The organism is Gracilinema caldarium DSM 7334, from assembly GCF_000219725.1.
GTDB lineage: Bacteria > Spirochaetota > Spirochaetia > Treponematales > Breznakiellaceae > Gracilinema > Gracilinema caldarium.
In genome coordinates, this window is record NC_015732.1 from 1,771,978 (window position 1) to 1,791,604 (window position 19,627).

At 42.3% G+C, this 19,627-nt stretch carries 19 protein-coding genes; 5 read left to right on the plus strand and 14 right to left on the minus strand.

Annotation, left to right across the window (positions count from 1 at the left end):
- Window positions 1–4 precede the first annotated feature (4 nt).
- From SPICA_RS08015 to murC, 4 genes are read right to left on the minus strand one after another with little or no spacing between them, the layout of a single operon-like run.
- A complete protein-coding gene (locus tag SPICA_RS08015; RefSeq protein WP_013969028.1) occupies window positions 5–1,849 on the minus strand; it encodes a 7TM diverse intracellular signaling domain-containing protein in 1,845 nt (614 codons plus the stop codon).
- Complete coding sequence (gene cmk, locus SPICA_RS08020; RefSeq protein ID WP_013969029.1) at window positions 1,846–2,379, minus strand: (d)CMP kinase; 534 nt, start codon at window positions 2,377–2,379, stop codon at window positions 1,846–1,848. Before cmk ends, SPICA_RS08015 begins: the two co-directional genes overlap by 4 nt.
- Window positions 2,376–3,242 carry a YicC/YloC family endoribonuclease gene (locus tag SPICA_RS08025; protein WP_013969030.1) on the minus strand — a complete coding sequence of 289 codons (867 nt, stop codon included), beginning with the start codon at window positions 3,240–3,242 and terminating at the stop codon, window positions 2,376–2,378. Before SPICA_RS08025 ends, cmk begins: the two co-directional genes overlap by 4 nt.
- On the minus strand, window positions 3,214–4,686 hold the full coding sequence (gene murC, locus SPICA_RS08030; RefSeq protein WP_013969031.1) for a UDP-N-acetylmuramate--L-alanine ligase: 1,473 nt from the start codon (window positions 4,684–4,686) through the stop codon (window positions 3,214–3,216). Before murC ends, SPICA_RS08025 begins: the two co-directional genes overlap by 29 nt.
- Window positions 4,687–4,849: 163 nt before the next feature.
- On the opposite strand from murC, the gene SPICA_RS08035 reads away from it, so the two are divergent.
- Window positions 4,850–6,238, plus strand: a complete 1,389-nt coding sequence (locus tag SPICA_RS08035; RefSeq protein ID WP_013969032.1) for a bifunctional folylpolyglutamate synthase/dihydrofolate synthase — start codon at window positions 4,850–4,852, stop codon at window positions 6,236–6,238.
- Window positions 6,239–6,256: 18 nt separating this feature from the next.
- Window positions 6,257–7,411 carry a sensor histidine kinase gene (locus SPICA_RS08040; protein WP_013969033.1) on the plus strand — a complete coding sequence of 385 codons (1,155 nt, stop codon included), beginning with the start codon at window positions 6,257–6,259 and terminating at the stop codon, window positions 7,409–7,411.
- Here the strand turns inward: SPICA_RS08040 and SPICA_RS08045 are convergent.
- The 8 genes from SPICA_RS08045 to SPICA_RS08080 form a co-directional block, all read right to left on the minus strand.
- Window positions 7,406–8,167 carry a pseudouridine synthase gene (locus tag SPICA_RS08045; protein WP_013969034.1) on the minus strand — a complete coding sequence of 254 codons (762 nt, stop codon included), beginning with the start codon at window positions 8,165–8,167 and terminating at the stop codon, window positions 7,406–7,408. The genes SPICA_RS08040 and SPICA_RS08045 overlap by 6 nt on opposite strands.
- Window positions 8,168–8,253: 86 nt before the next feature.
- On the minus strand, window positions 8,254–9,201 hold the full coding sequence (locus tag SPICA_RS08050; RefSeq protein ID WP_013969035.1) for an RluA family pseudouridine synthase: 948 nt from the start codon (window positions 9,199–9,201) through the stop codon (window positions 8,254–8,256).
- Window positions 9,202–9,232: 31 nt separating this feature from the next.
- The gene (locus SPICA_RS08055; RefSeq protein ID WP_013969036.1) at window positions 9,233–9,775 is read right to left on the minus strand and encodes a hypothetical protein; all 543 of its coding nucleotides are present in this window, start codon (window positions 9,773–9,775) and stop codon (window positions 9,233–9,235) included.
- Window position 9,776: 1 nt separating this feature from the next.
- Window positions 9,777–10,466 carry a YggS family pyridoxal phosphate-dependent enzyme gene (locus SPICA_RS08060; protein WP_013969037.1) on the minus strand — a complete coding sequence of 230 codons (690 nt, stop codon included), beginning with the start codon at window positions 10,464–10,466 and terminating at the stop codon, window positions 9,777–9,779.
- A complete protein-coding gene (gene rsmA, locus SPICA_RS08065) occupies window positions 10,457–11,377 on the minus strand; it encodes a 16S rRNA (adenine(1518)-N(6)/adenine(1519)-N(6))-dimethyltransferase RsmA (protein WP_041396574.1) in 921 nt (306 codons plus the stop codon). Before rsmA ends, SPICA_RS08060 begins: the two co-directional genes overlap by 10 nt.
- Window positions 11,340–12,845 carry a ComEC/Rec2 family competence protein gene (locus tag SPICA_RS14830; RefSeq protein ID WP_169311866.1) on the minus strand — a complete coding sequence of 502 codons (1,506 nt, stop codon included), beginning with the start codon at window positions 12,843–12,845 and terminating at the stop codon, window positions 11,340–11,342. The genes rsmA and SPICA_RS14830 overlap by 38 nt, the downstream gene beginning before the upstream one ends.
- 5 nt (window positions 12,846–12,850) lie before the next feature.
- On the minus strand, window positions 12,851–14,059 hold the full coding sequence (locus SPICA_RS08075) for a HEAT repeat domain-containing protein (protein WP_013969040.1): 1,209 nt from the start codon (window positions 14,057–14,059) through the stop codon (window positions 12,851–12,853).
- Window positions 14,046–15,128, minus strand: a complete 1,083-nt coding sequence (locus tag SPICA_RS08080; RefSeq protein ID WP_013969041.1) for a flagellar brake protein — start codon at window positions 15,126–15,128, stop codon at window positions 14,046–14,048. The genes SPICA_RS08075 and SPICA_RS08080 overlap by 14 nt, the downstream gene beginning before the upstream one ends.
- Before the next feature lie 473 nt (window positions 15,129–15,601).
- Between SPICA_RS08080 and SPICA_RS15885 the strand changes: the two genes are divergently transcribed.
- From SPICA_RS15885 to SPICA_RS08095, 3 genes are all read left to right on the plus strand, one after another.
- A complete protein-coding gene (locus tag SPICA_RS15885) occupies window positions 15,602–15,883 on the plus strand; it encodes a CPBP family intramembrane glutamic endopeptidase (RefSeq protein ID WP_417935136.1) in 282 nt (93 codons plus the stop codon).
- A gap of 87 nt (window positions 15,884–15,970) precedes the next feature.
- Window positions 15,971–16,561 (plus strand): TlpA family protein disulfide reductase, encoded by a 591-nt coding sequence (locus tag SPICA_RS08090; protein ID WP_013969043.1) that lies wholly within the window; start codon window positions 15,971–15,973, stop codon window positions 16,559–16,561.
- Window positions 16,561–17,544, plus strand: coding sequence for a cytochrome c biogenesis CcdA family protein (locus SPICA_RS08095; protein ID WP_013969044.1), 984 nt, complete (start codon window positions 16,561–16,563; stop codon window positions 17,542–17,544). The genes SPICA_RS08090 and SPICA_RS08095 overlap by 1 nt, the downstream gene beginning before the upstream one ends.
- A gap of 334 nt (window positions 17,545–17,878) precedes the next feature.
- Here the strand turns inward: SPICA_RS08095 and SPICA_RS08100 are convergent, their stop codons facing one another.
- Together SPICA_RS08100 and SPICA_RS08105 are read right to left on the minus strand one after the other, a co-directional pair.
- Complete coding sequence (locus SPICA_RS08100) at window positions 17,879–18,967, minus strand: hypothetical protein (protein ID WP_041396185.1); 1,089 nt, start codon at window positions 18,965–18,967, stop codon at window positions 17,879–17,881.
- Between the two features lie 145 nt (window positions 18,968–19,112).
- Entirely contained in the window at window positions 19,113–19,520 is a 408-nt protein-coding gene (locus SPICA_RS08105) for a hypothetical protein (RefSeq protein WP_013969046.1), read from the minus strand.
- Between the last annotated feature and the right edge of the window lie 107 nt (window positions 19,521–19,627).

Sequence of the window (19,627 nt, forward strand, 5' to 3'; positions counted from 1 at the left end):
AAAATCATGCAGTTCTGGTTTCGAGTAATTTTCTCATCGAAGCGACCGCTTGTTGGCCCTTTCGGTTTTCCTGTGCCAGCTCTTGTATCAGCTGAACAATACTGCTATTTTCCTGAACAATAGCATCAATTGACTTTTTCAATTGTTCTGATGCACGCTGTTGTGATGAAAGAGCATTCCGAATGGACACAATACTATCAAGGGTACGCCGTGAGCTTCTTGATACCATAGTACCAGATAAGTTTTTTATTTTCCCTATAGATTCGGTCATTTCCCGTGATGCTGCTAACCCCTGTTCTGCCGATTCCTGAAGTGCCTCAGCTGAACGGGCGGTCTGTTCCATATGGGTTGCTACGTTAGCTACAGCATCTGCAACAACAGAAATAGAATCAGCAGACTGTTTTATTCCTTCAGCCTGGCGATGCACTCCTGTGGTTACCTTATCAAGTGAAAGGGTAAAATTCTGAATTGATTGTCGGGATTCCAGCATGGCTTTCATCTGGGTATTTGCCCCTTGCCGAATTTGTTCGGCTCCCTTTGCCATAGTCTCTGCCGAATTTGCAGCCTTACCGGCATCTTCATCAATATCCTGAGAAAGAGAAACAACTGTTTGGGCTGTTTTATCAAGTTGTTCGATGAACTGGCTCAATTGCTCGGTTTTTTTATGAACTTCTTGAGAATAGCTTTCTAAATCTTTATACAGATGGGAGGATCTAAAGGTAAGGGAGATAAATAACGAAAGATTCATACAAAAGAATCCAATGCCCTGAAGCCACATGAGTGGTTTTTTACCAAGCATTGAATATAGTACATCATGGGTGCCTAGGCCTACACCAAGGATTACACCAATAAGCAAAGGGACAGCTTCTTTGTTACCTTTTATGACAGCCCATATAGTAATAATTGCAATAAAAAGTATACAAAATTGAATGAACAAAAGTGCAGCATTAAAGACATTTCCTATTGCAATAAGGTCATTACTTGAAGCAAGAAATGCTATGGTAATAACCGTAGGGATAAGCAGGAGCAACCAAGAAAACCATCGGGGAATCTTTAAAGTTAAAAAGTTCATGAAAAATTGTACGAGACTAGACATGGAAATACTGAGACAGAATTTTGCGATTGCTCGATTCACAGTATAGGGAAGCAGGGTTGTATCGGCTCCTATTTCAGCAAAATAAAAGGCAACAGAAATCGCTGCAATGGCATACCATAAATTTGGCTTATCAGTTTTTCTAGCAAGCCAAAGGGCGAAGAAATATACACCAATAAAACCACAGAGGGCGGCTAAAATAGTATATACGGTTGCATTTAAAAAGGAGACAATCTGGTTTTCAAATTGAGCACCCCTTGCATCGGTTATTTCTATGGGAAATAACGGTACTGCCCGGGCAGGACAATATAATCTGATAGCAAGCTGATTTTTACCAGAGGTTTTTACAAGACCTGAAGGAAGGAGAAAGCAAGCCGATTGATTACCCGGCAATGAAAATGATTCTGAAGAAGTTGGTATGTGGCCTCGGGATGCAATAAAGCTGTCGTTCAGGAAGACCTCATAGGCTGCATCAATCCTGCCGAGCACCATATAATAGGGTTGCCGGAAGGGTATGTCGTTAAAATCAAATTCCCTGTATATCCAGGCAGAGTTATTTTCCAGGAGAAGTTGTGCAGGAAGCGTTATAGTGTTCCACCCTGAACGATCCAAAGTACTAGAGGTCCCATTCTGAATTTCCCCTGCCTTAGTCTGCCAGGAAGGTAAGAGATATCGTTTTCCACTATCTTGTTGTGCAAAGACTGAATACGAAACTGTCAGGCAAATCAGTAATAGTAGGACCTCTTTGTGTTTCATTCCTTTTCCCTTAAGGCCTTCATGATAAGCTCGGCAATCGCTTCTGGCTCCATGTGGTCTGTATCAACAATTATATCAGCAAAATGGTAATTGTTGTTGTCAATATTGTACAAACGGAGATACCGTTCCCAGTCTTGGCGGTCCCGCTCTGCAGTAAACGAAGCCAGGGCTGAGCGGTCTCCCCCTTCTCGTTTGTAGATCCGTTCAAGCCGTACTTCGGGAGAAGCCTTGAGATACACCTTAAGATCCGCTTCAGGAAGCATCCAGATAGCTAGCCGGGACCCCAGCACACAGCCCCCATCCTGACGAGCCAATTCTACCTGACGCCGGTCTACTTCCCGATCCCACCATTCATCATCCTTAGCCTTTAATAATACATCTTCAAGGGTCAGACCCATTTCCTGAGCTAAGGACCGAAATGTAAAATTGATGAATCGCAGCCCCAGTTTTTCAGCAACCAGGCGGCTCACCGTAGTGTTACCACAGCCACTTTTCCCAGAAATCGCAATTTTAGGCTCTAATTTACTCATTCAACATTCCTTAACTGTTCTCTAACATTTTCAAGGGCATCCTTCATGGTAACCACTGCCCGGCTCACTTCCAGGATTGGACTCTTCGAACCGATTGTATTCACCTCTCGGTTTATTTCCTGACAGAGGAAATCTAACTTTTTACCCGGTGCTGGATTCCGTTCAAGTTCTGCCCTGAATTCTGCAAGGTGGGCCTTTAAGCGAGCTATTTCTTCAGAAATAGTGTACTTCATAAGAAGGACCGCAGTTTCTGCTAGAATTCGGTTTTCATCAATACTGTCACCTAAAAGTTCAGCAAAACGGTTTCGCAGATTTTCCTTTATCTGTGTTTCGAGGGTCGGTGCATACTGTTCAACCACAGCAGCAGCGTGCTCTAAAGCGGAAATGTGCCCCAGAATATCATCTTCGGTTGCTTTGCCTTCACGGATTCGTTCTGTATCAAACTGATCCATAGCAGAGCGTAAAACTGGTTCTATAAGCGACCAGTACCGTTCTGGGTCCCTGATCTTTTCTATCTGTAGAACACCCTCCATACCAAGAATGGTATGGAGTTTGGGTTTTTCATCGATCTTCAGGGTCTCAGCTAATTCAACAATAGCATGATAATAAGCCTGAGCTGCATTTTTATCGATAGACACAGAAACATCAGTGGCTAATTCTTTTAGTCGCAAAGACAGCTCAATTTTTCCCCGTTCACAGCGGCTAGCAACATAGTCTCGGAGACGATTCTCAAGCATACTGAGAAAAGGAGGAAGGTTGATGTATATTTCGAGAAATCGATTATTGTAACCCTTTATTTCTATTGAAAGGGAGACCGATTCATCCCGGAATTCCTTATAGGCATAGCCGGTCATGCTCTTCATGCTGCAACTCCTCGTAAAGGGCTTTACCCAATTTCCAGTTATCCCCTGCTCCAAGGGTAACAAAAAGGTCTCCCCTTCGTAATTCCTGTTTTAAAAAAGGCAGGGCATCCATAATCTCATCAAAATAATAGACCTGATCCCGGAAGGTTCTAGTTTTTTCGTAAAGGGTTCTACCAGTTACACCGCCTGAATAGTGTTCTCTGGCAGAACCATAAATTTTATGTAAAATGACTACATCGGCGGCTTTGAGAGAATCGGCAAATTCATCGAGCAGAGCCGCAGTCCGCGTGTAAGTATGGGACATAAAACTAACCACAAGCCTACGCTGAGGATAAAAGGCACGAAGACCCTCCAGGGTCGTTTTAATAGCTGTAGGATGATGTCCATAGTCATCCATAATGAGTATGCCCTTGGCCTCGCCAATAATTTCAGAACGCCGCTTGCTGCCCTTAAATGATTCCAGGGCTTTATTAAGAACTTCGAGGGTCGATTCATCTAACAACTCGGTACCGAGATAGTGCTTACGGATCGACAGGGTTAAGGCAAGGGCTGCGACTGCATTGAGCACTGTATGTTTTCCTGGTACCGGAAGTTTGAAGGTTACGGGCAAACCCTGGATTGAAAACAGAGTACGTTCTGCTTCGTTTTGTATACTCAGTATCCGATAAATACCATCTGCTGTAAAACCATAAGGGATGAATACAATATCGTTCCGCTCCTTATGTACAAGATCTGCAACTTCGCAGGCACCCCTGTCATCGGCACAATAGATCAGCTCTCCCCCTTTTGGAAGTAACAGGACATATTCAACAAAGGCATCCCGAATAGATTCATAGCTTGGATAATAGTCTTGGTGATCGCTTTCCACACTGGTCAGGACAATACGCTGGGGATGAAAAGACAGAAAATGTCGCCGATATTCACAGGTTTCAGCCACAAAAAACTCATTCCCCAACACCAGGGTAGACCGTCCTCCAAAGTTTCCAACCGCACTGCCTGCCAATATTTGAGCTGGCAATGCCAGACCTTGAAGAAGCGTCCCTGTAAGAGCGGTAGTCGTTGTTTTTCCATGAACTCCCGCAATACCCGATGAATCGAAACGCACTGAATAAGCACCTAAAGCGTCGGTATATTTAAGAATAGGTACAGAGCGGGATAACGCAGCTTTCAGTTCTTCGTTCGTTTCAGGACTGTATGCGGCAGAATAAATGACCAGGTCTGTATCAATAGGTAGGTTCTCTGCAGAAAAAGTTTCAACATAGGGAATACCCAATTCCTGTAAAATGGCATCAGTATAAAACTGTTCAGATCTGTCTGAACCGGTAACTCTCGCGCCGGAACGATGAAATAGTTCTGCCAGGGCACACATGCCAGTTCCCTTTATACCGACAAAGTGTACTGTCATACCTGAAATTGTTTGTGGTAAACTATAGGGGTTCTCCATAAAAGTATCCTATCCTATGCGGCACCTTTTTTCAACGGACCTTACCTAGTTCATCTTGAATGCTTGAGATATTTCGTAACATTTATGAGGACTTCTAAAAATTTCAATTCGTAGAGTCGCCCTTATGCTTCCCAAAGAATGAAATGCCTGCTACAAATAAGGCATGAAGTCCTTTGCAAATTCACAAGAGGTTTTTGAATGGCTCTCCGGTTATATCAACTTTGAACGGGGACTTTCCTCCAAAACATTCAGAATAGATAGAATGCAGATCCTGGCGGAACTGGCAAACAACCCGGAACGTTGTGCCCCAGTAATTCATGTGGCGGGTTCCAAAGGTAAAGGATCTGTCACCACCATGATTGCGGACATGCTCCATGAGGCAGGATACCGCACGGGTCGTTACGTATCTCCTCATATCACCGAATACCGTGAACGGGTTTCCCGGGCAGAGGGGTTCTTTGATGAAACTATATACGCCACAGCAGGAGATGAACTGCGGATACTTGTAAAAGAAGCGGTACAACACTATCCAGAACTTTTTGATCCAACTGCCCCGGAAGGTGAAGAGCCTACTTTTTTTGAATTACTCACCCTATACTTTTTTCTCTGCTGCCGTCTGGATCATTGTGATGTTATGGTTGTTGAAACCGGTATGGGAGGCCGCCTGGATGCAACCAATATTGTAACCCCCCTCGTGTCGGTCATTACCCCCATAGAGCTTGAACATACCCAATATTTAGGAACCACCTATGCTGCCATAGCAGGAGAAAAGGCAGGTATTATCAAGGTCGGCCGTCCTGTAGTACTAGCTGAACAGCAGGTAGAAGCCCTCATGGTATTGAGAACCACGGCAGCAGATCGCCAGGCTCCTCTCTGGTACTTGCCAGAACTGGCGGATATCCATGATATTCAGGTAACCCGCCAGGGGACAAGGTTTTCCATCAATATAAAACCACAAAGACTCCCCTCACCCCTTGACATTATTACAGCCCAAGATCGGCCATCTTTAGAACTTTCCATGGTTGGAGCAATTCAGGCCCAGAACGCACTCCAGGCATTAACCGCAGTCCGCATCGCCTATCCAGATATACCTATGGCAACGCTATTTAAAAGCCTCAAAAATACTTGTATCCCCGGACGGTTTGAACGGATTCATGAAAACCCCGATATCATCATTGATGGGGCCCACACACCCCGCAGTGTAAAACTATGTACCGACACCTTTCTACATCTTTATGGACGGGACAACCTTTTACTCTTCGGTTGTGCTGCAGATAAGGATGTTGAGACGATGGCCCGTACCGTAATGCCTTCTTTTTCCCACATTATTATAACAAAACCAGGGAATTTTAAGAAAAGTAACATGGAGAGAACTGAAAAAGCCTTTACAGATACGAAAGTTGGCTTTAATGTAATAGTAGAAAGTATTCCGGATACACTGTTAGCCATAGAAAGAGCCACTTTTCTGACAAAAGCCACGAAAAAACCCCTTCTAGTAACCGGTTCTTTCTACCTGGCAGCGGATACCCGCGCTTTTTGTACATCAATTTAGTATTACAAGGATGTTTTCATGGATGAAAATGCACCTGCCAAGTATGACGAGGATGTCATTCGGATTATTAATCAGTTAAAAACAGAGATTATCGAACGAAAATGGGCTGAAAAGAAATCTCGGGACGCCTTGGATTATGCAGAAAGCATCATCGATTCGGTAAAACATCCCCTCGTTGTGCTGGATGAAACCAAAAAAGTTATTTCAGCAAATCTTGCTTTTTATGATCTCTTTAACCTTACTCCCGGTGTTGTATTGGGGCAGAATTTTTTAACGCTGGCCGATGGCTTTTTCGATTTTGATGAAATGAACCAACTATTTGAGAAAAAGCAAAGTATAGAACCACAGGTTGTGGACATCTACCGCACCTTTCATCTTATCGGCAGGAAATATCTTAAAGCCGCAATTCAGGGATTACAGTACAATGTGAAACATCTCCGTTTTTCATTTCTTACTATCGAAGATATTACTGAGCAAAAACTAGCGGAAATGCGGCTCAGAAAGGCACTGGAAGATAAGAGCATCTTGATCCGGGAGGTACATCACCGGGTAAAAAATAACCTGCAAATACTTTCAAGCCTTCTGTCTCTGCAAATTACTACGCTCAATGATGAAAGTCCTTTTCAAGTTTTACAGGAAGCTCAAACAAGAATTATGGCAATTGCGGCGGTCCATGAAAGTCTTTCTGACAAAGGCCAATTGGGGAAAATATCTATTGAGGAACCCATTCGCCGTATGATAGAAGGGCTTGATGCCCTCTATGATGATAATGTCCACGTCGCTCTTACGGTTGATCCTATACAGCTCACCATTAACCAAGCGACGCTTCTCTGCCTGGTCCTCAACGAAATAGTAAGTAACTCCCATAAGAATTCCTTTACAAACCATACGAAATCAGAAAAGCGAATCTTTATTGAAATTAAAGAAGCAAAGGAGCATGTCGTTCTTACCATATCGGATAATGGAAGCGGTTTTGGTATCGGCCAAAATCGATTAAAATCGGAAGGAAGCGATTACTCTCTTGGATTTATCCTGATAAAAAATCTTGTTGAACAACAGTTGAGAGGTCAATGGAATGTAAAACAGATGGGCGGACTCATCCATGAAATCCGTTTTACGATAGAGGAAGATCAAACAATACCGCCAGTAATCGTAGAAGAGATCACTTCATAATAACAATGAATAAGCGACAGGTTGTCGGGTATCAGGATCTAAAAACTCAAGACCATAGGCCTGGAGCGCAAGAAGATGCTTACATGGACCGAGGGAATACCGTGGATTATACAGCGGGTCTCCTACTATGGGGAAACCAAGCCATGCTAGGTGACAGCGAATCTGGTGTCTGAATCCCCGTTCTATCTGAACATCCAGTAAATAAATAGTTGAAGCATGCTCTTCTCGTTCTATGGACCGAATAAGGGTTTTATAGGGCTGACCATGGTCCAATGTAAGCCCCTTCTGTGTCCTGGATACAACCGGCCGAACCTGTTTCCGGCCTGGACCATAGGGCCGGAATAGACTGGCTACTTCGAGGGGTTGTGATAAGGGAGGAACCAACTGAACTGGCGGTGGTGGGAACCCAGGACCGATAAGGGTCTTTTCAGCATCCCACATTTGACACCAGGCCCGGTACTGTTTTAATATCCTGCCATATGCTTGCTGTTCCAAAAGATTCTCATAGGCAGCTTGGTTTCGGGCGAAGAGCACGAGTCCATTGGTATCTGTGTCGAGCCTATGAAGCAGTCCACCTTCTATGGCTTTTTTACCCACCACATCACCGACTTCAGGGAAACGGGTCACACACCAGGAAACCAGTGTGTACTGTTCTCCTTTAACAAGGGGTGCTGTTGCAAGGCCTGGAGGTTTATAAATAATGAGATAGGAATTAGAACTCGCTACAATAAAGGGGTCAGGACTGGTGTGCATCATAGACTTTGCGATAATACTCCAGAATAAGCATACTTGCAATGTGAAGTACAAGAATTATATCAAAGGTATCTGCAGCAGGTTTAAAATCAGAACTCTTTAAGTTTTTTAAGTATAGCCTTAAAACGTTCTGGCAAAGGTGCTTTAAAGCAGGTAGGTGTCTTATTTCCTGGAATGGTAATAGTAAGTCGGAGTGCATGGAGCATCAGCGTAGCTTCGGGAAAACGTGGATCCCTGCTTGAGTACAGGGGATCACCCAGAATAGGACACCCCAGGTAGCGCATATGCACCCGGAGCTGATGAGTGCGGCCGGTTTTTGGCCGCAGAAGTACTAAGGAATAGGATCCATAATTTCGTACAACCCTGTAAAGGGTTACTGCATGTTTCCCCATATCTTTTGTGGCACAGAAAAGTTTGCGGTTATGCTTATCCCGAGAGATAAAGGTTTCAATCCTTCCCTTGTGCTGAGGCAAGCGGCCTCGTATAATTGCCACATAGGTTTTTCTTGTTTTCCGGTGTTTAAATTGATTAGCTAAAAAGGAAAGAGCCGCATCATCATAGGTAGCTATGATAACACCGCTTGTGTCCTTGTCAAGACGGTGTACTATACCAGGCCGCAGTAGGGGTGAATGTAACATCATGGTTACATCGCTGTTTGCTATTCCGTTTTTAATCCGATGAAACCGGCGGTAAAGAATACCATTGGCCATGGTCCCCTGTTTATTTCCAGCGCCGGGATGAACCACCATGCCCTGGGGCTTATTGATTACTATTACCCGATCATCTTCGTATATCACATCAAAAAGGATATCCTCAGGTATAAGTTCCGTAGGTTCAGGGGTATCCCATGAAAGTTCAATACGGTTTCCCGGTTCTACCACTCGGGATACCTTTGCCGTTTTTCCATTAACAAGGGCCTTCATATTACGTGCTTTTACCTGAGACCGACTTACAAGTTTGAGCACCTCTGAAACATATCGATCAAGCCTGATCCCACCCTGGGCTTCATGACCTACAATACCACTATAATGTTCCACTATGTTATTCCTGAATTTCTTTCTGATTAGGTTACTGAGAAGGTTCAGAATCTCGATTCTGAGACGGAGCTTCATTTTCATTACCATTAGGTGACCAAGGTTCTATCGTTATACGAGGGGTTACGATAGGAGGGGCCAATTTTTTTTGTTTCTCCCATTTATGCTTAACAATTAAATAGTCTACCACAGCAACAACAACCGATAATCCCACTGCGACTGAAAAAGAAGCAATCCTCTGGTTCTCATCCATCTCAATAGCCCCCGAGGCTTTGAGCGGCCAAGGGGCATAACGTCGGTCCCAGTCGTTCATATAGTATCGATAGGAATCAACCGCGAAGGTAGTAAAAAACATCATAAAAGGGAGAGAACCAAAAGCGACGATATCAGCTCTTCGCAGATCTAAAAGCCAAGTCGGAAATTCTTCTCGCTGATATGGTACAGGGACATTCTGTGTTTGGTTGGTCTGAGTAGTAGTTTTTGACTGCTGGCCAAAAACTGAAAGAGGTACCAGAAAAGGGAAGACCCCAGACCAGAGTAATAGATTTATAAAAATATATCTTTTAAAAGTACTCATGTTATTTCCCCTTAAACAAAGCAGTACCTATGCGTAGCAAATTTGATCCCTCTTCTATAGCTAATTCAAAATCATTTGACATCCCCATGGAAAGCACATTAAAGGTGATTTCTGGGAAACGTTGCTGAAGTATTTTTTGCGCTCCCACAAGTGTTTTAAAAGATTGACGAATCAACATTGGATCATCAGTGTAGGGAGCCATGGTCATAAGTCCTCGAAGATGAAGCAGCGGAGAAGCTAAAACAAGTTCTACCGCACAAGCAAGAGCATCTACATTGGGGTACCCAGTTTTTGAACGTTCCCCGGTATGCAGCTCAAGCAATATTTCTATGGACCTTTGGAATCGCTGACACTGATTTGCCAATTCCAAAATAAGTTCATTTCGATCTACCGATTGGATACATGAAAAAAGCTGTAGAGCAGGCTTTACTTTATTCCGCTGAAGCTGACCTATACAATGCAGCTCCAGGTCCGGCATTTCAGGCAATGGAGTACCGAACTTCGTCTTTGCTTCTTGGACCCGGCTTTCTCCGAAAAGCCGAAGACCAGCACCGTACGCTTCTCCTATGGCTTCAAGACTCTGGAATTTACTTACCGCCATAAGCTGGATATCTTCCCGTTTTCGGCCAGATCGATCACAGGCTTTTTGAATCCGTTCTTCGACCCTTGCTATATTATCCTTTATAGACATATCAGTGATTCCACCTTACTTGCCAATCGAATAAAAGCATCAAGATCAAGTTCCTCTGCCCGCTGCTGACTGCGGAGTCCAGCCTGGGTAATGGCTGTTTCGACAAGGGATGAAAGATCTTTCCCTAAACTCGAATAACGACTAGAAAGAAAGGAAATCAGGTTATTTTTAAGGTTCTTTCTTCTGTTGGAAAATATGCTCCGTACCATCGACCGAAACAATGGGGTATCTGTCATCGGATTTCTATCTGTTCTGAGATCCATTAAAACTGCCTGAGAATCTACATTCGGTACAGGATAAAAGGAAGGCCCTTTTAACACCATAAGCGGTTTTATGGTATACGCAGAACTACAAAGTACGGTAAAGGATGAATAATCCTTGCTCCCCGATTTCGCAAGCATTCTTTGGGCTACCTCTTTCTGAATAGTCACCACAAGACGCTTAAAAAACCGCCCCTTCTCTATAAAATCGGCAAGCAGCGTGGCCGCAATATTATAGGGTAAATTTCCAAGAAAATAATTACAGAGCTTTCCCTCTGCTTGTTCTTTTGCTGCTTCACGGGGCCAGGTTTTAAGCACATCCCCCTCAATCAGGGTAAAGACTGAAGGAACTGGAATAAGCTCATACAAAGCCCGGACAAAGCCCCGATCAATTTCAAAGGCCTTTACGAGAGCGCCTTGGCGGATTAGTTCAACCGTCATAGAACCAAGACCAGGACCAACTTCCCAAACCACTGCACCAATAGGCAGCTCCAGGGCTTGGACGAGCCGTTTCCGTACATCACCGTTGATTAAAAAATTCTGACCAAATTTTTTTTGCATCCCCAGACCATGCTCATCTAAATATCGCCTGAGTGCAGAGGGAGCATCATAATCAAGTAAAGGATGAAATGGTTCGTTTTTCTTTTCCACGATAATGACCATACACAAAGAGGGCTGTCATAGCAATACTAAAAATCACAACAAGACTCCAATGTACTTGCTTTATCTCAAATGAGTAATCTGCAAACTTCCTCAACATTATAAGTTGAAACTTGTATATATAAGCTAGTACAACACCTATCAAGGCACTTATCATTGGCAAAAAGGAGAAGAAAACTAAAAACAGTATACTCCCCAGCATAAACAGGGAGACTATAAGTCCAAGTATTGATCCAGCTAAAATCCCTATAGGATACAGTACGCCAAAATAGGCTGTCACCAGAGGGGCTGTTACCGTAAAGGCTCCCAAGGAGGTAGCAAGAGCTCCAGCAAGTGGTAGAGGTACCCATCCCTTAAGCACATTAAGGATAGGTGGTCCCAACAATACAATACCTACCAGGGCACTATAGGAAAGTATCGCTGAAAGGCTAGCCATTCCCAAAGGGTCCAGGAAAAGCTGAATCAAAAACGACAGGGCAATCACTGATATAAAAGAAGTTGAAATTCCCTTAAAAAAACAAAACATCAGGAGCATATACATGATAAGAGAACGGATGAGAGAAGGCTGAAATCCAACAAGATTCACATAGAGAAAAAGAACGATAAGACTTACCACAGACGATGGTCGTACCCCCAAAGGCCTACGTAATAAAAAGGCTAGGAAAGCAGCGATGATACCTATATGCATACCTGAGAGGGCCAATACATGAGCACTTCCAGCACGATGGAATAACAAAGACACTTCCTGATCCAGATCATCCCGCACCCCTAAAAGCAATGCAATAGCGAATCCCGCCCACACCTGGTTTCGAAAGCTTTCCCACAAAGTTTTTCGGATAACAAATCGCATATACTCTAAGCCCTTAGGAGTATTTGCTTGTATAACCCTTTGAACATAAAAGGTCGGGACCGACAGATCGTCTCCTCCATCATGCTTACATGGTAGCAGTGAACCTTCCACAACAAGGCTGCTTCCCTGTCCAGCAAAACTGTGAAGTTGAGAGAGAGAATCAGAAACTATCAGATTGATGACACCCCGGGCAGATATTCTTTTACCAGTTGCGTCTTCGCAAAAATGTACGGTTCCCTGACCTGAAAGATTTCCCTTTGGTAAAAGACGAAAATCTGTTCTCATGGTGAGATGTATTTTTTGTATAGATTTAACAGGCATCGGAGATATAAAAAGGGCTTGTTTCTCCCGATATAAAGCAACAATGCCGATAGAGGATCCAACTGATACTACAAGAATAATCTTCACATAGTAAAAAATATTTCTCTGTACATCATGTGGCATCACAACCGCAAGGGCTTTTAAAAAACCTGTAAGGGTAACCACTACGATGAATACTATAAAAAATACATAACAAACCCTTGAAAGAGGGATGAGACCACTTATACCGCCATAAAACATAAGCCCAGCGCCACATGCTGTACTGACCCCAGATGAAATCCTATGCATAGGGTTCACCATTTTAAGCGGTTCATGGCTTCACGGGCTGTAGTCTGTATAGATTCTGGATAAGGCAAATATCCAATATATAAAAGATAGTCGAAGGCAATTTTATCCCCGATGTTTCCCAGAGCCTCAATAACAGTAGTTAATACTTCTTCATCAAATTTTTTCGTTCGCTCCATAGTAGTATTGATAAGCCCTAATTGCAATGAAAGCGCTTGGGCTGCTTCAGAGGTGCCCATGGCCCCAAGGCACTGAATAGCTTCGATAAATCTACTTTTTAATTCTGTTTCATTGGAATAATCAGTCTGAAGCCGATAAAAATGTTTAATAACTAAGGTGGTAGCCCGACTCCATCGATGTTCTGTTAATACCCGTATAGCAGCATAACGAAGTTCATCAAGAGACTGCTGGTCAGATTCTAAAGGCGCAATAAAGGAGAGAGAAATATCCAGAGCATTTTCTGCAATTTCACCTCTATCGGCAGGAGTAAAATCAGTATGCTCCATTGCAGCTTTAAAGGCTGCAAGTTTTTCTACAGGAGAATTCTTTCTAATCACATCGATAAGATACTTTTTAAAATCACCCTTTATGGAACCAAGCGCTTGCGCTGCAAGACGGGAATAGGTTTCTGGGTACCCTGCAATCATCGTTGAAAAGAGTACCGGAAACGACGAACCATCTCCTAGTTTCCCCAGAGTATTAATACAGGCAGAAAGAACCTGATAATCTGGTATAAGCCCCGTACGGTATACATTATTCTGGTTCGAAAGAAATTGATTTAAATTTTCAATAACTCTACCATCGCCCTTACCAAGCACAGCTAAAGCGTCCAATACAGCTACCCTCGTTTCGGTATCCCGATAGGCCATAAAAAGTCGCCATAGGGCATCCCGGTTCTGGGCTTCCCCAGCATGTAAAGCCGCCCTGGCAATAGTACTAGCCAACCGGATCATTTCAGGATCATCTTTAAGCACATCTGCATATTGTAATACAAAACTAAGTGTATAATCAAAAAATGAACCAAGATTATTTTTCATGTCCGTATCTTGTACTGCGTTTTCAATTATTTCTGGTTTTGTTGCTAGGGCTGTGCGAATAAATAGTTTCTGATAACTTTGTAATACCGTGTTTCCTGTTTGGGCAACAAGAAATGGAACAAATAAAAAAGAAAAAAGAGCAAGCATCAAGATACTCAAAGACAATTTATCGCACTTCATTGGTACCCTCCATTGATAGTACAGGAGTTTTTTCAGATTTGATTTCATCTTCATAAAAAAGATAATCAAAGGTATTATCAGGTTTCACACCAAACACCTCTGCTAATATCCGATTCCTTGTAGTAAGGGATAGAGGCACGGCTTCTACATGTAATAGGGAACGTTTTTTCTCTTCATCATAATCAACGGAACGAACAGTGCCATTCATTACTACCGGTTGATTATCAATTTCAAACTGTACCTTGACCCTAAGCCCCTCCACCCCTTTACCACCTATAGTAATTGCACAACCAGTATCAGAAAGATCCTCGATTATACAACGTAATCCCGGCTTTATCTCGATTTTTTCTGGCGCTTCCTCAATTGGAGGTAAATAAAGATATGCCGGCTTGTGGGTACGAGCGCGAATTGAACGACGTTTTTGTGTTCTAAAAAGCGAATCAGAATGGGCAATTTGAAGAACGATCATACCCCTCGCCATAGCTTCATCTAAGACATAACTGTCAAAAACATATCCCGCATCATCCTTCCGCCAAAAATAAATAGCAAGTCGTTTCCCTTTCCAGACGATATAGCCCTTTTGTGGTGGAATATTTGGCTTTTGTATTGTTAAAAATCGATCCGAATTGGCTACAACCTGAGATTTATATACACCCATTCCATCTATCAGTATCTTAATAGGCTGAGTTTCACCAATTGATCGAGAACTCGTAATTCCCTTTTTATACCGCGGATGCTCAAATTCGATTTTTTTTCGGTATTCGTATAATTTGGAGAGAAAATCTTGAGTTTCCTGATTTCGGCTTGCTCCGGTAACTTCTGCTTTTTTTATCAGCTCCCTGATACAACGGTCTAACTGCTTCTCTGACCAGAAAAGGGTAGTAGGATCTTCCAGTTCAGCACTGATAGCTAATTTCCGTAATAACTGCAGTTCTCCAAAGGAAAAGCCTGCATCCTTACCTTTTGCAAAAAACTCTAACCAGGAATACTTTTCCTTAGAATCAGATCTAAATGTAAGAAGAATGATGAGACTAATCGTTGCAATTATAATTAACATAAAATACAGCATCTTAGTATATTTCCCTCTGTCCGGCACTGCATAAGTTACGATGGTCTTTTACAAAAACCGTTCACCTTGTATAATAGAATATATCCTAGCTACGATAGCATGTCAAAAAGGAGCCCCCTATTTCTGCGTTAGTTGAAGCTTTTTTACTTTATTGGGCCTTTTTTTTACCAGGGATATCCCTTCCAAATCCCAATGCAACCTTTATACCCTATGATAAAATACGGGAATTGTCCCGGATATTTTTTTATGATCTCCCTGTTATTGCTTTACTTTGTTTCATATTATGGCGTGAAAATATAAGTATATTAACATCAAAATTAGCTATACAGGGACGAACTTTTTTTTGGAGTCTTATCAATTTTATGCTAATTCTCACCAGTGCACTTGGTATATCCTTAGTTGCCCAGTATCTTCTGCCTGCTTACCGGCCGCCGTTAATACAGGCACCACAAACGCTAGACGCATGGCTTATTATGCTGACAGGAAGTTTTGCTACGGCATACTTGGAAGAAGTATTTTTCCGATTATACTTGCTCCACCGTTTTGATACATCAGGAATCCCTCTTATAACAGGAAACCTACTGTCTATACTTCTTTTTTCCCTTTGCCATCTTTACGAGGGCCCACTGGGTGCCCTTAATGCAGCCATTGCCAGCATTTTCTTTACAGTTATTTACCGTAAAACAAGCTCTGTTCATAGCCCAGCCTGGGCGCATGGCTTGTATAATGTACTTGCTTTCTCATTTGGTATATAATCACAACCAGAAATTTCTTTTATTATCATTGACAGCTCTTTATTATATATTTATTATATATACTATAATATATATTAAGGAGTTCCAATGAGACATTATAGAACCACATTTTTTACCGTTTCATTGTTATTTTTTTTCCTATTGGCAGCAACCTTTGCCACTGAAGGTCCAAAATTGTCTGGCGCTAATGAATCTCATACCTGGAAAAAAGCACTGCAAGATATAGGCTTTACGGTGTTTCCCGAAGCCCAGACCTTGCCAGTACTTAATGTGCCCGGCTTGGATAGTAAATATATTAATATAAAGGACTTTTCAGGTTCCTATGTACTGCTTAATTTTTGGGCTACCTGGTGTCCCCCCTGCAAAGCAGAAATGCCCTCTATGGAAACCTTTTATAAAACCTTTAAAGATAAAAAACTAACTATTTTTGCCATCTCGACCGGGGAAAAACCAGACACGGTGAAAGCCTTCATTAAAGCAAACCCACATAGCTTTCCCATTGGGCTTGACGTCTCGGGTCAGCTTGGTGCCATATTTGCCAGCCGGGGTATACCGACAACCTATATCATCAATCCTGAAGGCAAGGCTATTGCTGGCACTATCGGTGGTAGGGACTGGATGGATAAGAAAACAGTAGAAGCCTTTGCAATACTCCTCTCCAGTAACAGGACAAACTAATGGCCTTCTTATTTGAAGCTATCACCGCCGCAGCTGCGGGGTTTCTCTCCTTCTTATCTCCCTGTGTTTTCCCGTTAATTCCATCCTACCTGGCCATGCTTTCGGGGACTTCAGTTAAAACCCTAAAAGAAAGTACCGGAGAAAAGGGATTTCAGGTTGATGAACAGCTGCGGCTTATTCGACGTACTGCACTGCTCCGCTCCATTGCTTTTTCGTTAGGCTTTACATTTGTTTTTGTAATTTTGGGACTTATCTTCTCCCAGGCTTCCGCCATGATCGGCGGTTCAGGCCGTACCTGGGCCCTTATTGCCGGCCTCGTGATTATCATCCTGGGTCTCGACACCATCTTCGATTTCATCAGTTTTCTCAGAATGGAAAAACGGATACAGATACAAAAACGGCCCCAGGGCTATGTTTCAGCCTTTCTTTTTGGTTCAGCCTTTGGAGCGGGCTGGAGTCCCTGCGTGGGCCCCATGCTGGCCTCAATCCTCTTTATGGCCGGTTCGGGCTCTCTTGTAAAAGCGGGTATACTCCTGACAATCTATTCGCTGGGCCTGGCGGTTCCCTTTATTGCAGCAAGCCTCTTCTTAGGCTCCCTTCAGGGCCTTATGCAGAAACTAAAGGAACACCTGGGAACGGTAAAACTCATCTCCGGCCTTATTTTAATCAGCATTGGACTCTATATGATGCTGGGGGATCTGCGCCAACTTTCCGCCCTCTTTACCCGTTGGGGATACACCCTGCAGAGCTCCGCAGAAGCCCAGCCCCAGTTGTTTCAGATGGGAACGGCGGTATTGTATGCATTGCTCGCGGTGATCATCCTTTTTGCAGGAAAACAGTCAGGGAAAGGGGCAAAAAACTCGCGCTTTATCCTAAAAGCAGTCCTGGCCGCGCTATTCGCCCTGCTTGCTGTCCTTGAACTTACCGGCACCATATCCACCATCCGCCTCATTTCCAGCTGGCTTATGTTTCAGGGGGTGTAAAAACGATTATGGGCCCTGGAAACTGTGCCCAAAAAATGTATCAATCAACAACCCCGCAGCAAGTTGCGGGGTTGTTGGTTGCTCAAAGAATTTTTATTGTATGCAGAAATACTTTCCTACCCAGGAGATCGGTAGAGGAGGCTCTCACTGCTTGAGTTCCCATACTCTTTCCACCTTATTTTTTCTTTAAATTGGTCTTGACAGTTGGGCTCACCATATCCATCTAACATTTGCTTAAGCAGTGAGCCGTAATTGGCGCTATTCTTGCCGAGGAGCGAAGCGACAAAAAGCAAGAATCGCGCCATAGCCGAGTCAGGTTGAAGCAGTTGTTAGCTTAATCTATTTCTTTTAGTCGTCGTATTCTATTTTTTTCTGGCCAGATTGCATCTTCAATTCTACTAGCAATAGATTTAACGCTAGTGTAGACAATTTTATATTTAATATTCTCTGTAGTTCCAAAATCTGAACTATGAAGGATTCCACCAGTCTTATCAAATATTATTTCTATTTCTTTTTTTTGTTCATTAATCTTTATATCTTTTAAAGAATATACTATAAACCCTCTTTCTCCAAACTCTGTGAGACTGACATAATAATAAGTATTTATACTCTTATCGAAAATAACTAAAGATGAATGGATGATATAATCTAGAACATAGAAGGTTGTTTTTTGTTTTGTTGCGTATTTAATTTGATAGATATTTATCATGTTCCCATTAAATAAAAGTTGACCTACTTTATTACTTTCTACATATACACTGTTTTCATTTTTTTTCTTGAGTTTATGATAGGCCTTTACAATTTCAAAATTGTCTACAACTAAATTAGAATCTTCTTGTATTTCAAGTTCTGTTCCCTTCTTAATGAAATAGCCTATTTGAGAATCCATAGAAACATCTTGATAACCTGTACAGTCTTCAATTGTAAAGTATGGAGAATCTTTATATTGTTTTGTGAAATTTATTGCATCGACTCTTACTCCAATATCTATAATAAATGGATATTTCGTAATAGATTTTTGTCCATTATTTTCAGGAATTATCTCTACGACTGCTTCATATTTTAAATACCTTTTTTCTAAGTAATCTGGATGAGATTCTGCTAAATATATTAGATTAAAAATATAATGTTCTGTACTAGAATAATATTGTTTATTAAGTTGATACGTTTGTGAATATACAAGTTTATTACTGTCTGAAATGGCAATAATATTTAATCGTTGTTTCCCTTTAATGCTAAAGTCTTGGTAATATTCAGGAATTGTCCAAAATATTTCATGACAACCATAAGGATCGCCATTAAGCATATTTAATATTTTTGCATTGGAAGGTCGTATTTCAATAATAGTTTTATCATTTAAATCTTGTGACATGAGACGAGTTGTGATGACAAAAAGCATAAAAAATTGTTCTCTTGATATCATGATTTACTATTCTACCTCCGCCCGAAGCGTCCTTCTAACATCTCCCCTATTATACCCCACCATAAGCGGTCCCGCAATTATTACTGGTAATTGCTACCGGCTATAAATCTTCTCTTTTAATCTTATATTTCATACGGATATAGGCTTATGGCAATACTTGAGTCAACAGGTCTGCGATTCTTCTGGCAGCCTTTTCTCCGGCGTACTGCTTAATCAATCCTTCCTTGGCTGTTCCAATAATTACTAGCTTTGTTATATTTTCTTTGGTTGACACTACATAAACTTCCACAAGAGCCGGATTGAGATTCCCTAGTCCCGACCCCACAATCGCACAGACCGCAGGTTTATTAGGATCAATTCTGCGGTCTTCAATTACCTTTCCTTCTGTGCTTAATATGGTAAAAGCTTTCTCTAATGCTGTCTCTGGGGGACTATGGGTCTCTATTGTGAGCTCAAAAATATTTTTAGGCAGTAATCCAGCTACCAGCCTGGCACCAAACCCTCCAAGCTTACCAATTTCACGAGAGAGGATTGTGTCTTTCTTTTGAGTCATATCTTCCTCTTAACAGTTGTGCGCTTTCAAGCCAAACCTTCCCCCAATTCCCCCCGCAACGATTACTGGCAATTTTGATTACTGCATAGTTTCTCATCCAAGATTTT

What these genes read in the sequence shown, in the direction of transcription:
- cmk (WP_013969029.1), bottom strand. Translation starts at nt 2,379, where the DNA reads ATGAGTAAATTAGAGCCTAAAATTGCGATTTCTGGGAAAAGTGGCTGT.
- SPICA_RS08075 (WP_013969040.1), bottom strand. Translation starts at nt 14,059, where the DNA reads ATGAAGTGCGATAAATTGTCTTTGAGTATCTTGATGCTTGCTCTTTTT.
- SPICA_RS08105 (WP_013969046.1), bottom strand. Translation starts at nt 19,520, where the DNA reads ATGACTCAAAAGAAAGACACAATCCTCTCTCGTGAAATTGGTAAGCTT.
- SPICA_RS08090 (WP_013969043.1), top strand. Translation starts at nt 15,971, where the DNA reads ATGAGACATTATAGAACCACATTTTTTACCGTTTCATTGTTATTTTTT.
- SPICA_RS15885 (WP_417935136.1), top strand. Translation starts at nt 15,602, where the DNA reads ATGCTGACAGGAAGTTTTGCTACGGCATACTTGGAAGAAGTATTTTTC.
- SPICA_RS08035 (WP_013969032.1), top strand. Translation starts at nt 4,850, where the DNA reads ATGAAGTCCTTTGCAAATTCACAAGAGGTTTTTGAATGGCTCTCCGGT.
- SPICA_RS08055 (WP_013969036.1), bottom strand. Translation starts at nt 9,775, where the DNA reads ATGAGTACTTTTAAAAGATATATTTTTATAAATCTATTACTCTGGTCT.
- SPICA_RS08015 (WP_013969028.1), bottom strand. Translation starts at nt 1,849, where the DNA reads ATGAAACACAAAGAGGTCCTACTATTACTGATTTGCCTGACAGTTTCG.
- SPICA_RS08080 (WP_013969041.1), bottom strand. Translation starts at nt 15,128, where the DNA reads ATGCTGTATTTTATGTTAATTATAATTGCAACGATTAGTCTCATCATT.
- SPICA_RS14830 (WP_169311866.1), bottom strand. Translation starts at nt 12,845, where the DNA reads ATGCATAGGATTTCATCTGGGGTCAGTACAGCATGTGGCGCTGGGCTT.
- murC (WP_013969031.1), bottom strand. Translation starts at nt 4,686, where the DNA reads ATGGAGAACCCCTATAGTTTACCACAAACAATTTCAGGTATGACAGTA.
- SPICA_RS08100 (WP_041396185.1), bottom strand. Translation starts at nt 18,967, where the DNA reads ATGATATCAAGAGAACAATTTTTTATGCTTTTTGTCATCACAACTCGT.
- SPICA_RS08040 (WP_013969033.1), top strand. Translation starts at nt 6,257, where the DNA reads ATGGATGAAAATGCACCTGCCAAGTATGACGAGGATGTCATTCGGATT.
- SPICA_RS08095 (WP_013969044.1), top strand. Translation starts at nt 16,561, where the DNA reads ATGGCCTTCTTATTTGAAGCTATCACCGCCGCAGCTGCGGGGTTTCTC.
- SPICA_RS08045 (WP_013969034.1), bottom strand. Translation starts at nt 8,167, where the DNA reads ATGATGCACACCAGTCCTGACCCCTTTATTGTAGCGAGTTCTAATTCC.
- SPICA_RS08025 (WP_013969030.1), bottom strand. Translation starts at nt 3,242, where the DNA reads ATGAAGAGCATGACCGGCTATGCCTATAAGGAATTCCGGGATGAATCG.
- SPICA_RS08060 (WP_013969037.1), bottom strand. Translation starts at nt 10,466, where the DNA reads ATGTCTATAAAGGATAATATAGCAAGGGTCGAAGAACGGATTCAAAAA.